The sequence below is a fragment of the Streptomyces sp. NPDC057877 genome (genome assembly GCF_042796855.1).
GTDB lineage: Bacteria > Actinomycetota > Actinomycetes > Streptomycetales > Streptomycetaceae > Streptomyces.
The window spans coordinates 685,248-697,457 of the sequence record NZ_JBHVMS010000004.1; the positions used below are offsets into that span (position 1 = coordinate 685,248).

At 72.8% G+C, this 12,210-nt stretch carries 14 protein-coding genes; 3 read left to right on the forward strand and 11 right to left on the reverse strand.

Translation table 11 applies throughout. From position 1 onward, the window contains the following. Nucleotides 1-24: 24 nt before the first annotated feature. From ACFVQG_RS14595 to ACFVQG_RS14615, 5 genes are all read right to left on the reverse strand, one after another. Entirely contained in the window at nucleotides 25-252 is a 228-nt protein-coding gene (locus ACFVQG_RS14595) for a hypothetical protein (RefSeq protein ID WP_383381453.1), read from the reverse strand. Between the two features lie 252 nt (nucleotides 253-504). Beyond that, entirely contained in the window at nucleotides 505-1,692 is a 1,188-nt protein-coding gene (locus ACFVQG_RS14600) for a helix-turn-helix domain-containing protein (RefSeq protein WP_383381456.1), read from the reverse strand. Between the two features lie 105 nt (nucleotides 1,693-1,797). Further along, nucleotides 1,798-2,439: an HAD family hydrolase gene (locus ACFVQG_RS14605; protein WP_383381459.1), complete on the reverse strand. Its 642-nt coding sequence runs from the start codon at nucleotides 2,437-2,439 to the stop codon at nucleotides 1,798-1,800. Between the two features lie 150 nt (nucleotides 2,440-2,589). Next, nucleotides 2,590-3,129 carry a GNAT family N-acetyltransferase gene (locus ACFVQG_RS14610; protein WP_383381462.1) on the reverse strand — a complete coding sequence of 180 codons (540 nt, stop codon included), beginning with the start codon at nucleotides 3,127-3,129 and terminating at the stop codon, nucleotides 2,590-2,592. Nucleotides 3,130-3,149: 20 nt separating this feature from the next. Next, complete coding sequence (locus ACFVQG_RS14615) at nucleotides 3,150-3,503, reverse strand: DoxX family protein (RefSeq protein WP_383381465.1); 354 nt, start codon at nucleotides 3,501-3,503, stop codon at nucleotides 3,150-3,152. Between the two features lie 111 nt (nucleotides 3,504-3,614). On the opposite strand from ACFVQG_RS14615, the gene ACFVQG_RS14620 reads away from it, so the two are divergent. Further along, entirely contained in the window at nucleotides 3,615-4,613 is a 999-nt protein-coding gene (locus tag ACFVQG_RS14620; protein ID WP_383381468.1) for a LysR family transcriptional regulator, read from the forward strand. Here the strand turns inward: ACFVQG_RS14620 and ACFVQG_RS14625 are convergent. Further along, entirely contained in the window at nucleotides 4,582-5,937 is a 1,356-nt protein-coding gene (locus tag ACFVQG_RS14625) for an ATP-binding protein (protein WP_383381471.1), read from the reverse strand. The genes ACFVQG_RS14620 and ACFVQG_RS14625 overlap by 32 nt on opposite strands. After that, nucleotides 5,934-6,620: a response regulator transcription factor gene (locus tag ACFVQG_RS14630; RefSeq protein ID WP_383381474.1), complete on the reverse strand. Its 687-nt coding sequence runs from the start codon at nucleotides 6,618-6,620 to the stop codon at nucleotides 5,934-5,936. The genes ACFVQG_RS14625 and ACFVQG_RS14630 overlap by 4 nt, the downstream gene beginning before the upstream one ends. A gap of 157 nt (nucleotides 6,621-6,777) precedes the next feature. On the opposite strand from ACFVQG_RS14630, the gene ACFVQG_RS14635 reads away from it, so the two are divergent. Then, nucleotides 6,778-8,946, forward strand: coding sequence for an MMPL family transporter (locus ACFVQG_RS14635; RefSeq protein WP_383381477.1), 2,169 nt, complete (start codon nucleotides 6,778-6,780; stop codon nucleotides 8,944-8,946). Further along, on the forward strand, nucleotides 8,943-9,653 hold the full coding sequence (locus tag ACFVQG_RS14640; RefSeq protein ID WP_383381480.1) for a DUF2993 domain-containing protein: 711 nt from the start codon (nucleotides 8,943-8,945) through the stop codon (nucleotides 9,651-9,653). Before ACFVQG_RS14635 ends, ACFVQG_RS14640 begins: the two co-directional genes overlap by 4 nt. Here the strand turns inward: ACFVQG_RS14640 and ACFVQG_RS14645 are convergent. The 4 genes from ACFVQG_RS14645 to ACFVQG_RS14660 are packed head-to-tail and all read right to left on the reverse strand — an operon-like array spanning nucleotide 9,619 to nucleotide 12,197. Next, a complete protein-coding gene (locus ACFVQG_RS14645; protein WP_383381483.1) occupies nucleotides 9,619-10,245 on the reverse strand; it encodes a hypothetical protein in 627 nt (208 codons plus the stop codon). The genes ACFVQG_RS14640 and ACFVQG_RS14645 overlap by 35 nt on opposite strands. After that, nucleotides 10,208-11,044 (reverse strand): FkbM family methyltransferase, encoded by an 837-nt coding sequence (locus ACFVQG_RS14650; protein WP_383381486.1) that lies wholly within the window; start codon nucleotides 11,042-11,044, stop codon nucleotides 10,208-10,210. Before ACFVQG_RS14650 ends, ACFVQG_RS14645 begins: the two co-directional genes overlap by 38 nt. Continuing rightward, nucleotides 11,041-11,259: a Trm112 family protein gene (locus ACFVQG_RS14655; protein ID WP_383381738.1), complete on the reverse strand. Its 219-nt coding sequence runs from the start codon at nucleotides 11,257-11,259 to the stop codon at nucleotides 11,041-11,043. The genes ACFVQG_RS14650 and ACFVQG_RS14655 overlap by 4 nt, the downstream gene beginning before the upstream one ends. Before the next feature lie 29 nt (nucleotides 11,260-11,288). Beyond that, complete coding sequence (locus ACFVQG_RS14660) at nucleotides 11,289-12,197, reverse strand: hypothetical protein (protein WP_383381741.1); 909 nt, start codon at nucleotides 12,195-12,197, stop codon at nucleotides 11,289-11,291. Between the last annotated feature and the right edge of the window lie 13 nt (nucleotides 12,198-12,210).

A 12,210-nucleotide genomic window follows, 5' to 3' on the forward strand; every position in this document is an offset into this window, starting at 1 on the left:
TCTCGGCGGTCGTGCGGCGGCTGGTCATGCCAGCTCACCCCGGGATCGGGCGTTGGCCGCCGACACTCCCTCGCTGAGGGCTTGAGCCACGGGGACCGGCGTGAGGTCTTCCGGCCGGGCGTCCCACTCGACGCCTCCGCCGATGGGGCGCAGTTGGACGTAGGGGCGGAGGAAGCCCATGACCTTGCCGGTCTTGCCGACGGCCCTGTCCTGGACGGTGTCGCCGATGCGTGGCTCGTAGTCGGTTGGCATTTGCTTCCGCTCCGTGAGTTCAGGCGGTCGGGTTGTAGCGTTCCTCATGTCGACCTGCTCTCTCAGGTTGACCACGCCCCTGCCTCACCGTGCATGCGGGCAACGCTTGTGCGCCCGTCGATCACCCTGGCCACGGGTGGGAGTGCGTTGGGCATCCCCGATTCCCATCTGCTGGTTCCTACGCGTGCAACAGATGGTGAGGGCGGGAAGGAGCGACAAGTACCCCAGTGAGGGGTAGCCCGAGGACATTGCTCAGATGGCAGCGCACCACTCGGCGAAGTTGGTGAGCGTCTCCGAATCGGCACGCTTCAAGCGACGCAGTGTCGCAGCGTCCTCACGCACCCATGGGTGTTCTCGGGTGTGCTGAGGGGCGATGTGCCGGGCGACCTTCAGTGACTCGAAGGCATCGTCCACTAGGCCGGACCACAACTGGGCGCGGGCGACCTCGATGTAGAAGCCGGAGCGCCGTTCGGCAGGCAGGCCTTTGGGCGGTTTCCACTCGTCGGCGACATCGAGGGCCAGGCCAACGTGCTCGTCCCCGAGGCTGACGGCGACGGACACTTCGTGGGTCTTCACGGAGTCGGGGCCGAACGCCGTACCGCAGTAGACCCCTTCCGGGACCTGGTCGGCCAGGGTGCTCGCCGCACGCAGGTGGGCGACGGCTGCGGAGGCGTCCCGCGCCCGCCCGGCGATGACGGCGGCCCTCATGTGCAGAGCGCCCGTCGCCGCGATCTCCGGTGCGGCGGTGGGAGCGGGTGCGGCGTCCAAGGCCTGTTCGAGGACACGAAGTCCGGCCGTATGGGAGTGAGCTACGAAGAACACCTCGGTGCGCACATAGGCGACGGACGCAGACAGCAGAGGATCGCCAACCTCGGAATCAGCCCACCGCATGAGTTCGATGAGGCGCGCGGACAGGTCGTGGGCACCGAACTTGTAAGCGACGGCGTCAGCTGAGCGGTAGGCCCGCACCAACAGGCTTGCCAGTTCTGACCGCTCCGCGCCAGTCGTCGTGTGGTAGGCGCGGGAGAGTTCGGTGAGCAGGTCGGGCAGATTGCGGGCGATGCGGGTGTACTGGGCCGCCAGGCGCCAGCGGATGGCCTCAGCGACGGCATGGCGCAATACATGGAGGGGGCGGACCGGGCCGTCGACCGGGACGTCGTACGTGGCGAGCGCGGCCGAGAGCGCAGGCAACGCCTCACGCACTCGGGTGTGGGCGCTTCCTCGGTCGGCCACGAGGCAGGCGGGATCGACTCCGAGAGCCTGCGCGATGGCTTCGAGCGTGGAGTCGCTGAGGCCACGCTCGCCTCGCTCGATCTTGCGGATGGTTCCCAGGGAAACGGTGGCCGCGTCGGCAAGCTGTTGCTGCGTCAGCTTCGGGCGCATGACGCTGCGGTAGTACGCGATCCGCGAGCCTACTCCGGCCCTCCTGAGTGCGGGCATCCTGACTCCAGTTCGGTGAGTCCACTCCGAACCGTACTTGTGTCAGTACGCCACGCGCAGAGGAAGGGTCAGAGAACCTGGCTGGTGAGGCGTGATCGTTCCGAGTCACCCCGTCGCGATCCCCGCGAGCTGAGTGAGGCTGTCGATCCGCCAGTCCGCCGTCGCGACCACGTCCGGGTCGTCTGCCCACAGGTGCCCCCAGGGCCCACGCCGGATGTGCGCCGTGCGCAGCCCGGCCGCCGCCGCTGGGAAGACGTCGTTGGCCGGGTGATCGCCGACGTACAGCGTCTCGCTCGGCGCGGCCTGCGCCACGTCCAGCACTCGCCGGAAGAACTCCGGCTGCGGCTTTGCGACACCCCACTCCCCAGAGGTCGCGATCAGATCCGCCGGGAGGTCAAGACGGCGTAGCGACTCACCAGCGCGAGGTGTCTGATTGCCCGCGATGATGACGCGTACGGCAGCGTTCCGTAGCGCGGACAGGGCTAGGCGGACATCGTCGTACAGGTCGTCTTCGTCGAGGTGCTCGCCGTGGCCTGCGGCCTCGCGGGCACGGTACTCGGCTCCTACGTCAATGCCCGGACGTAGCAGCCGAAGGGCCTCGGCATTGTCCTTCCCCTGAGCGACGACAGCACCGACCAGCGCGGAGAGAGTGTGCCGGGGGATATGCAGCCAGTCGGCCCACGAGGCCCAGTAACGGTCGTCGCGGGTGATCGTCTCGCCGATGTCGAACACGATGGTCTCAATCACGCTGGGAGCTTACGAGCATGCGACGCATCCCCTCGCCGCCAGGAGGCGGCCGGGCTCAGGCTCGAACCACAGGCTCGTCAGCGTGCCGTTCGCGCATCATCGCGGTCCGCGCGCCGAGCGGTGGATGTTCCCGTCGATTCCGCCACGACCTCAACCGGACCCCCGCACCGGGTCCCGCATCCCCAGCCACTGCTCAGCCCCCCACGCCTCGAACCGCTCCACCTCCCTGAACCCCAGCTTCGTCGCGAGCCGCATCGAGCTGGTGTTGGCGGTCTGGGTGGTGAGGACCACCGGCTCGCCGGGGAGGGTGTCGTCGAGCCAGTCGAGGGCTGCCGTGCAGGACTCGGTGGCGTAGCCGGAGCCCCAGGCGCGGGGCAGGAAGAGGTAGCCGAGGTCGGCCTTGCCCGTGGCGGCTGGGCGGCGGTGGTCGGTTGCTCTCCTGAGGAGGATGAGGCCGATCATCGACCCGTCGAGAGAGACGACGAAGCTTCCGGGTCTTTGCTCGGGTACCTCAGGTGTCTTGCGCTCGAGTTCGTCGCGGGGGTGGGGGCCGCCGAGGTAGGTGTGCACCTCGGGGGAGGTGAGCAGGTCGATGTAGGTCGCCCGGTCCCGTGCCTCGGGTTCGCGGAGCACGAGCCGTTCGGTTCTGATCGGCTCGGGTGGCCAGGGTACGAGTCCCAGATCTTCCATCCGCGCACGCTAACAGGCGGTCAACTCGCGTATGCGGCCAGGACGAGGGACCCGGCCGCCAGCGCGAGGTAGCCGCCCGGGAACGCGATGTTGTGGTAGACGCCGGTCCGGACGTGCGCGGCGACGGCGCCGACGTAGAAGAGGACGAGCCCCGTCGCCGCGGCCATGCCGATGGCCCCGGCGCCCAGCAGCCCCAGCAGGAGTCCGGCGGCTCCCGCGGTCTTGAGGGCACCGAGCCAGGGGAGCCAGGAGCGGGGTACGCCGACCTCGGCCGAGTTGGCGAGGACGAACCTGGCCCTGGTGAAGTCAGCGACGGCCATCCCGGCGTTGGCCGTGATGGTGAGGACGGTGGTGATCACGTAGGCGGTGAACATTCGGCCCCGTTCGATGAGGAGTCGGCTGCGGCTACGGCTGTGACCGCGTCCGGGTCAGCCTTGCCGAGCCCGCTCGCCCGCCGCCAATACCTGTGCCCATAACCTGACGGCATGGATGTGGACACCCGCCTGCTGCGCTACTTCGTCGCCGTGGCCGAGGAGGGCACCCTCACCCGGGCCGCGGAACGGCTGTACGTGTCCCAGCCCGCGCTCACCAAGCAGATCAGGCAGTTGGAGACCCGTCTCGGGGTGCGCCTGTTCAGCCGGTCCCGCAGCGGTATGGCCCTCACCGAGGCGGGCCGGGCGCTGGCGGAGCGGGTGCCCGGACTGCTGGGCGACTGGGACCGGGCGCTGCGGGAGACCAGGGGCGCGGCCAGCCGGGCGGCCCGTGCGCTGCGGGTCGGCTTCCTGGCCAGTGCCGCCAACGAGGCCACCCCGCGCATCATCGCCGAGTTCACCCGGCGCCGACCGGGCTGGCGGGCGGACATGCGGCAGGCCACCTGGGCCGATCCGAGCGCCGGACTCGCGGACGGGGACGTCGACGTCGCCCTGCTGCGGCTGCCCTTCCCCGGGCAGGACGCGCTGCGCGTCGCGGTGCTGTTCACCGAGCCCCGGTGGGTCACCCTTCCCGCGACCCACCCACTGGCGACCCGCGAGCTGATCGCCTTCCGTGAGCTGTGGGACGAGCCGTTCGTGGCCGCCCCGCCGGAAACGGGCTCGTGGCGCGACCACTGGCTGGCCGTCGACGAACGCGACGGCCACCCCGTCCGCATCGGCGCCGTCACCGACCAGCCGGACGACTGGCTCAGCGCCATCACCAACGGCTACGGCATCGCCCTCGCCCCCGCGTCCGCCGCCCGCTTCTACGCCCGCCCCGGCCTCGTCCACCGTCCCGTCAGCGGCGTCAGCCCCAGTCGGGTCGCCGTCGCCTGGGCGCCCGCCGACGACGCCCATCCCGTCGTACAGGACTTCGTCCGCTGCTGCCTGGACCAAGCGGACCAAGCGGACCAAGCGAACCATGCGGGCCATGCGGACCATGCGGGCCAGGCCTCCGTCGCGTCTGCCGGGCAGACCGCCCTCACGGCGGAGCCCCAGGCAACCGGACCGTGAAGCACGCGCCCCCCTCCGGCGCCCGCCCCCGCGCCGTGATCGTCCCGCCCAGGCGGGTCGTCAGGCGGTGCGCGATGGTCAGGCCCAGGCCGCTGCCGACGGGGCGGATGCCGCGGTAGCGGGCGGTCAGGGCGCCGCGTTCGAAGGCGACCGCCGCGTCCGCGTCGGTGAGGCCGGGGCCGCCGTCGCGGACCTGGAGGACGGCGCCGCCGTCGTCCGCCGGGGCCACCGCCACCACCAAGGGGCGGCCCGCCGGGGTGACCCGCAGGGCGTTCTCCACCAGGCCGTCGATGAGCTGGCGCAGGCGGAAGGCGTCGGTCATCAGGGGGAGTGCCCGGGCCGGGCCCTCCACTCGGAAGTCGACCTCGTGGCGGGCGCACAAGGGGGTCCACACGTCCGCCAGTTGCGCCGTCAGCGCGTCCAGGTCCACCCGCGCCAGCTCCAGGCGGAAGTCGTCCGCCTCCAGGCGGGCCAGCGCCAGCAGGTCGCCCACGAAGGTCTCCAGGCGCTCGACCTCCGAGGTCAGGATCCTGCCCACCGCCGGGGTCTCCTCGCCCGTGACCACCTCGTCCGCCAACGCCTCCGCGTAGCCCCGCACCGTCGTCAGCGGGGTGCGGATCTCGTGGGACACGGACAGCAGGAACTCGCGCTGTCTGTTCTCGCTGTGGGCCAGGGCCGCGTCCAGGGTGTTCAGCGCGGTCGCCAGCTCCACGACCTCCGCCGGGCCGTCCGCGCCCACACGCAGGCCGCGTGCGCCGTCGGCCAGGCGGTGGGCGACGGCGGCGGCCGAGGTGAGCGGACGGGCCAGGCGGCGGGCCAGCAGCGCCCCGGCCAGGGCCGAACCCACCAGCCCCAGCGACAGGGGGAGCAGCAGCCTGGTGCGCATCCGCGCGCTCGCCTCGTCCACCGTGCTCATCGGCTGGGCCAGCACCAGGCCGCCGCCTCCCGACGTCGGTACGCCCTCCACCAGCATGTGACGGCCGTGCAAGGTCGCCGTCGCCGATACGTCGTCACCCGCCAGCAGTGCCGTCCGCCGTCGCGCGTCCACCACCCCCGCCGCCGGGCCCTCCACCTCGCCGGACGCCCGGACCCGGGCCAGTACCGTGCCGGTCGGTCCGGCGATGCGCTCCTGGCGGCCCAGCATCGCCGCCGCCAGCGGTGGCGTCCGGGACAGCACCTCGGCCTGTGCCGCCAACTGGTCGCGTTCCTGCGCCTCCGACGTCGAGCGGATGACCTTCCACGCGAAGCCGCCGGTCAGCAGGACGGCCACGGCCGCGACCGTGGTGGTGAGGAGGATGACGTGCGTCGTGAGGGAGCCCCTCATCGGGGGCCGTCGTTCACGCCGTACCCGACACCCCGCACCGTGCGGATCGGGCTCGCGTCACCCAGCTTGGCGCGCAGCTGGGAGACGTAGACGTCGATGACGCGGGTGTCGCGGTAGTCCGCGTAGCCCCACACCTGCGCCAGGAGCTGGTCGCGGGAGAAGACCTGGCCCGGGTTGCGCATCAGGAACGCCAGGAGGTTGAACTCCGTCGTCGTCAGCTCCACCGGCGCCCCGTCGACGTGCAGGGTGCGGCGGCCGGTGTCCAGCGTCAGGTGTCCCAGACGGCGTACGGGGTGCTGGCCCGCGCCCGCCGTGCGGCGCAGCACGCTTTTCAGCCGGGCGACCAGCTCGTGCGGGGAGAAGGGCTTCGTCAGGTAGTCGTCGGCGCCCAGCTCCAGACCCAGGATGCGGTCCGCCACCTCGTCGCGGGCCGTGACGAACACCACCGGCGTCCAGTCGCCGTCCTCCCGCAGCCTGCGGCACACCTGTACGCCGTCCATGCCCGGCAGGGCGATGTCCAGCACGATCGCCACGGGACGCAGCCGTCGGGCCGCGGACAGCGCCGCGGTGCCGTCCGCCTCGACGTGGACGCCGAAGCCCTCCCGGCTCAGATAGCGCCGCTGGAGGTCGGCGATGTGCCGTTCGTCCTCCGCGATCAGGACGAGTCCCTTGTTCTCCGGCATGCGTCCGATGCTAGCCACGGTTCGGAGCCGCGGTCGCCGTCCGCCCTCGGCGGACCGGCATCCTTACACTCCCCGAACATTCGCCGAACGTTCCGCTCGCACCCCTTCGCCACCCTGGCCGCCGGACACCCACCCACCGACCAGGAACGACGTGCGCATGACCGACACCTCACGCCTCACCATCGACCCCGCCACCCCCGGCCCCCCGCGCCGCCCCGGCCGCCTCCACCGCACCGGACGCTGGTGCGCCCGCCGCCCCTGGCGGGTGCTCGGCACATGGCTGCTGATCGCGCTCGCGGCCGTCGCCGCCGACCGTGCCTGGGGCGGCACCTACGAGGACGACTTCGCCCTCCCCGGCACCTCCGCGCAGACCGGCGCCGACCTGCTCGACGAGCACGGGTCCGACGGCGTACGCGGGACGGCCTCGCAGATCGTGCTGCACACCGGCGACGGGCGGCTCGTCAGCCACCGGGAGGCCGTCGACGAGGCCGTGGGCGAGCTGGGCGCGCTGCCCGAGGTGATCTCCGTCGCCGATCCGTTCGGCACACCCGGCGCGGTCTCCGCCGACGGCTCCACCGCGATCGTCACCGTCCGGTTCAGCGAGAACCCGAACGGGTTCGAGAAGTCGTACGTCGACCAGGTCGACGACGCCGTCGACGGGCTGCGCGCCGACGGCGTCCAGGTCGAGTACGACGGGCCGCTCGGGCAGCTCGCCCGGCCCGAGTCCGGTGCCCATCTGTCGGAGGTCATCGGAATCTCCACCGCCGTACTCGTCCTGCTCCTGGGGTTCGGGAGCGTCGCCGCCGCCGGGTTCCCGCTGCTCACCGCGCTCGTCGGGCTGCTGGCCGGGATCTCCCTGCTCGGGCTGCTCGCGGCGGTGTTCGACTTCGGTACCGCCGCGCCGACGCTCGCCGTCATGATGGGTCTCGGCGTCGGGATCGACTACGCGTTGTTCCTGATCACCCGGTACCGGCGGCTGCTGCGGGAGCTTGACGACCCCACCGAGGCGGCCGGGCGGGCCGTCGCCACCAGCGGGCGGGCGGTGATCGTCGCCGCGGTGACCGTGGCGATCGCGCTCGGTGGTCTGTACGCCTCCGGCGTCACCTTCATCGGCACCCTCGGCGCCGCCGCCGCGGTGACCGTCCTGGTCGCCGCCGTCGCGGCGCTGACCCTGGCCCCCGCCCTGCTGGGCCTCACCGGCCGCCGTATCGACCGGTGGCGGGTCCGGCCGCCGGTCGACGAACCCGACGACGGGACCGGGGACACCTGGCACCGGTGGGCCGCCGTCGTGGGCCGTCGGCCCTGGCTGTTCCTCGCCGTGGGCGTGCTCGTGCTGGGCGTGCTCGCCGTTCCGGCGGCCAGCATGCGCCTCGGACATGTCGACGCGGGCGCGGGTCCCACCAGCCACACCGACCGCCGCGCCTACGACCTCGTCTCCGACGCCTACGGGCCGGGTACGAACGGGCAGTTCACCGTCGTCGTGGAGGTCGACCCGGAGCGGCCCGTCGACGCGGGGGACCTCGCCGAGTCCCTCGCCGCCACCCCCGGCGTCGCCCATGTCTCCACGCCCGTCGCCACCGCCGACGGGGCCCTGCTCACCGCCACCGTCACCCCCGAGACCGGCCCCGAGGACCAGGCCACCTCCGACCTCCTCGACCGGCTGCGCGACGAGGCCCTCCCCGGCAGCTACGTCACCGGCACCACCGCCGCCCAACTCACCTTCCGCGACGTCGTGCGGGACCGGCTGCCCGTGATCATCGCGGTGGTCGTCGCGGCGGCCTTCCTGCTCCTGCTCGTCGTCTTCCGCAGCCTGCTCGTCGCCCTCAAGGCCGCCGTACTGAACCTGCTGTCCATCGCCGCCGCGTACGGCGTGGTCGTCGCCGTCTTCCAATGGGGCTGGGGCGGCGCCCTGTTCGGGGTGCCCGAACCCGTGCCGGTCGAGTCGTACGTGCCGATGATGATGTTCGCCATCGTCTTCGGGCTGTCCATGGACTACGAGGTGTTCCTGCTGTCCCGGGTGCGGGAGGCCTGGCTGCACACCAAGGACAACCGGCTGAGCGTCGCCGTCGGTCTGGCGGGCACCGCGCGGGTCATCACCTGTGCCGCGCTCATCATGACCAGCGTCTTCTTCGCCTTCCTGCTCTCCACCAACGTGGTGATCAAGATGCTGGCGCTCGGGCTGGGCGTGAGCGTCGTCATCGACGCCACCGTGGTGCGGCTGCTGCTCGTGCCCGCGACCATGTACCTGCTGGGGCGCGCCAACTGGTGGCTGCCGCGGCGGCTGGACCGGGTACTGCCCCGCTTCGACGCCGAGGGGCCTGCATGAGGCGCCTGCTGCCACGTCGCCGCCGGTTCGCCGCCGCCCTGCTCGTCGCCGGGCTCCTGCTCACCGGCACCGTCGCCGAACTCGCCGCCCGCGCCCTGGTCGGCGGACGGATCGAGGACGCCGTCGGCCGGAGGCTCGGCGAGGACGCGGACGTCGACATCGACGGCGGCCCGATGCTGCTGGCCCTGTACGACCGGCGCCTGGACGCGGTGACCGTCAGCAGCGACGACGCCACCCTCGGCCGCATCGAAGGCGTCCAAGTGGAGGCCCGCCTGTACGACGTCCGACTGCGTGGCGGCTCCGGCACCGTCGCCCGGACCGAGGCGGACGTCGGGGTACCGCCCGCCGCGCTCCAGAGCCTGGCCGGTGCGTCCGGTGGTCAGGGCGGGGCCCGCGCCCGGCTGGAGGTCTCGGGCGTCCGGACCGACGCGGAGGCCGACACCGTGGGGCTCGTCCTCAACGGCGGCCTCGGCGAGGTCACCCTGCGCCCGCGCGTCGAGGACGGGCGCGTCGTCCTGCACGTCGACGAGGTGAGCGTGTTCGGCAGGCCCGCGCCCGCCGCCCTCGTCGAACGGTTCCAGGACACCCTCGGCCAGCGGGAGGACCGCGCCTACCCGTTGGGCATGAAGGCCACCGCCCTCGACGTCGACGACAGCGGCCTGCACGTCACCCTCACCGGTGGCCGGGCGCGTCTTCCGGGCCGGTGATCGCGGTCCGCTGGAGCAGGCCCCAGGTGAACTCCGCGACCACCCGCCGCCGTACCCCCTGCCCGTCCGGTGCCGTGAACGCCAGCCCCCAGCGGGTGGGCGCGGTGCCCTCCAGCGGGCGGGCGGGGGCGAAGGCGCGGGCGGCCTCGTCGACCGTGCAGGACCACGGGGTGAGGTCGTCCACCGTCCGGAGGGCGGGGGGCCGGGCGTCGGGTGCGCGGACCAGCCACTCGTTCCACAGCGCCCCGTGCGGGGCCAGCAGCACCTCGAAGCGCAGGTCCGGCCAGAGCGGGACCGGCCACCGCAGGGCCTCGCAGTCCAGGTCGCCGATGCGGCGCGGGGTGGTGGACTCCGGGGCGCCGAGGACCGAGCGGTAGCGGGTCGCGGCGGCGCGGGCGTGCGGGGAGCGGAGCATCGCCTGCCAACGCTTGTTGGCCTCGCGCATGTCCGTGATCGACGCGCCCAGCTCCCGGCGGGCCGCCGCCACCAGGTCCGGGTTGTGGTCGGCCATACGGCGGAGCAGGACCAGCTGGAAGTCCAGCGGGGTGAACGGGCTACGGGGGCGGTTCGCGCTCGGACCGGGCGGTGGCATGGAGACCATCGTCGTGCATCGGGGCGCCGTACGGGCGGTGGCCGTCCGGGAGGAAGAGGACCGAGTTGACGTAACGGGGACCGCCCGTGCGGAAGGGCAGGACGCGGCGGACCAGGCCGTGCCCGGCCACATGGGCCGTCGCCGCCTGGTGGACCTCCAGCGGGAAGGCGGACAGCGGCACCCAGGTGTCCGTCGGGAGCACCCACCCCGCATAGCCCAGCAGACCCAGATACGTCACCACCGGCGCGATCGGCTGGATGCGGGACTCCAGCTCCACGAACAGCGACGGCCGGTCCCGGGCCAGCAGCGCCGTCGCCCCGCGCAGCACCGCCAGCTCGCTGCCGTCCACGTCGATCTTGATGAAGCCGACCTCCCGCAGACCCAGGTCGTCCAGCGCGATCAGGCGCACGTCCACCGCGTGGGCGTGGATGTCACGGCGGACCAGGGAGGACACACCGCGCATGCCGGTGTCGCGGGGCGGCAGCCACAGGCGGGCGGTGCCGGGGCGGTCGGCCGCCGCGGCCTGGACGACACGGACGTTCGGCGGGGTGGTGGCGGTCAGGAGGCGGGCCAGGTGGGGGACGGGTTCGATCGTCACCACGCGCCGGGAACGGAACGCCAGACGGCGCGTCCACGGCCCGTACCAGCCGCCCACGTCCACCGCCGTGCCGCAGCCCGGCGGGCACAGGTCGGCGATCCGGGCCAGCTCCGGCTCGAAGCGGGGGTAGACGGCACGGGCCGCCGCGGCCACCAGGCGGGGCGGGAGCAGCGGCGCCATACGGGCCGCGAGCGTCGTCATGGGGCCGTCCGCTTGAGGAGGGCGAGGAGTTCCTCGTGTTCGTCGGCCGAGACCGGCTCCCCGGAGGACGGAAGCAGTTGCGGGATGCCGTCGACGATCGGGTAACGGCGACGCAGCCGCGGGTTGTAGAGGGCCTCCGCCGAGGGCAGCAGGTGCAGCGGGCCCTTGTCCAGCGGGCACGCCAGGATCCTCAGGAGGGGGTCGTCGGGCTTCAGGGGCGGGCCGGACGACGGGGGAGTGGGTGTCATGGGGTCAACTCCTTGGGTTGCGCGGCCCGTGCACGCGCGGGCGCGGCGTCGTGCTTCGGCATGCCGAGGAGCACGCCGACCGCCAGCGCCGTGCCCGCCACCCGCAGCGCCAGCCGCAACGGGTCGCCGGGCAGCGCCTCGCCGAACGAGAGCGTGCCGAGTACGGCGGTGTAGAGGCAGGTCACCGTCGTGCACACCGGCACGATCAGCGAGGCCCGGCAGCGTTGCAGCGCCGCCTGCGACATGACCAGGCCGAACGCGCCGGTGAAGAGGAGCAGGTACGGGTACGGGGAGCGGGCCACGCCGAGCAGGGCACCGCCCGGGTCGTCCGCCGTCCAGTAGCCGGAGACGCCCTTGATGGCGAGCGAGCTGACCCCGTAGAGCAGGCCGACCGCCACCCCGTACTCGATGCCGGTCGTCGGCAGCCGGTGGCGGCGCAGGGCCCGGCGTTCGGCGGCGCGGTACATCCACACGCCGCCCGCCAGGGACGGCACGCACAGCAGCAGGATCAGCGGGTAGGGGGCCGCCTGGCTGACGGTGTCGCCGGACGCGTCCAGCGAGAGCACCACCATCAGCAGCGCGGCGAGGATCGCGGCGAGCGCGTACCGTTCGCGCCCGCTGGTCTCCTCGCCCAGGAGCCGGGCGGACAGCAGTACCAGCAGCACCAGACCGGAGACGAAGATGCCCTGCGCGGCGGCGATCGGCAGGGTGCGGTAGACGACGAGCTGGGCGGCGAAGCCGGAGACCAGGGCGAGCGAACCGGCCAGCCACAGCGGGCTGCCCACGACCAGGCGCAGCAGCCGCAGCGGCTCGCGCACCGTCACCTCGGGCAGCGCCCCGAGCGCCCGCTTCTCCAGGACGAACCCGCTGCTGTAGAGGACGTTCGCCAGCAGGGCCGCGGCCACTCCCCACCACATG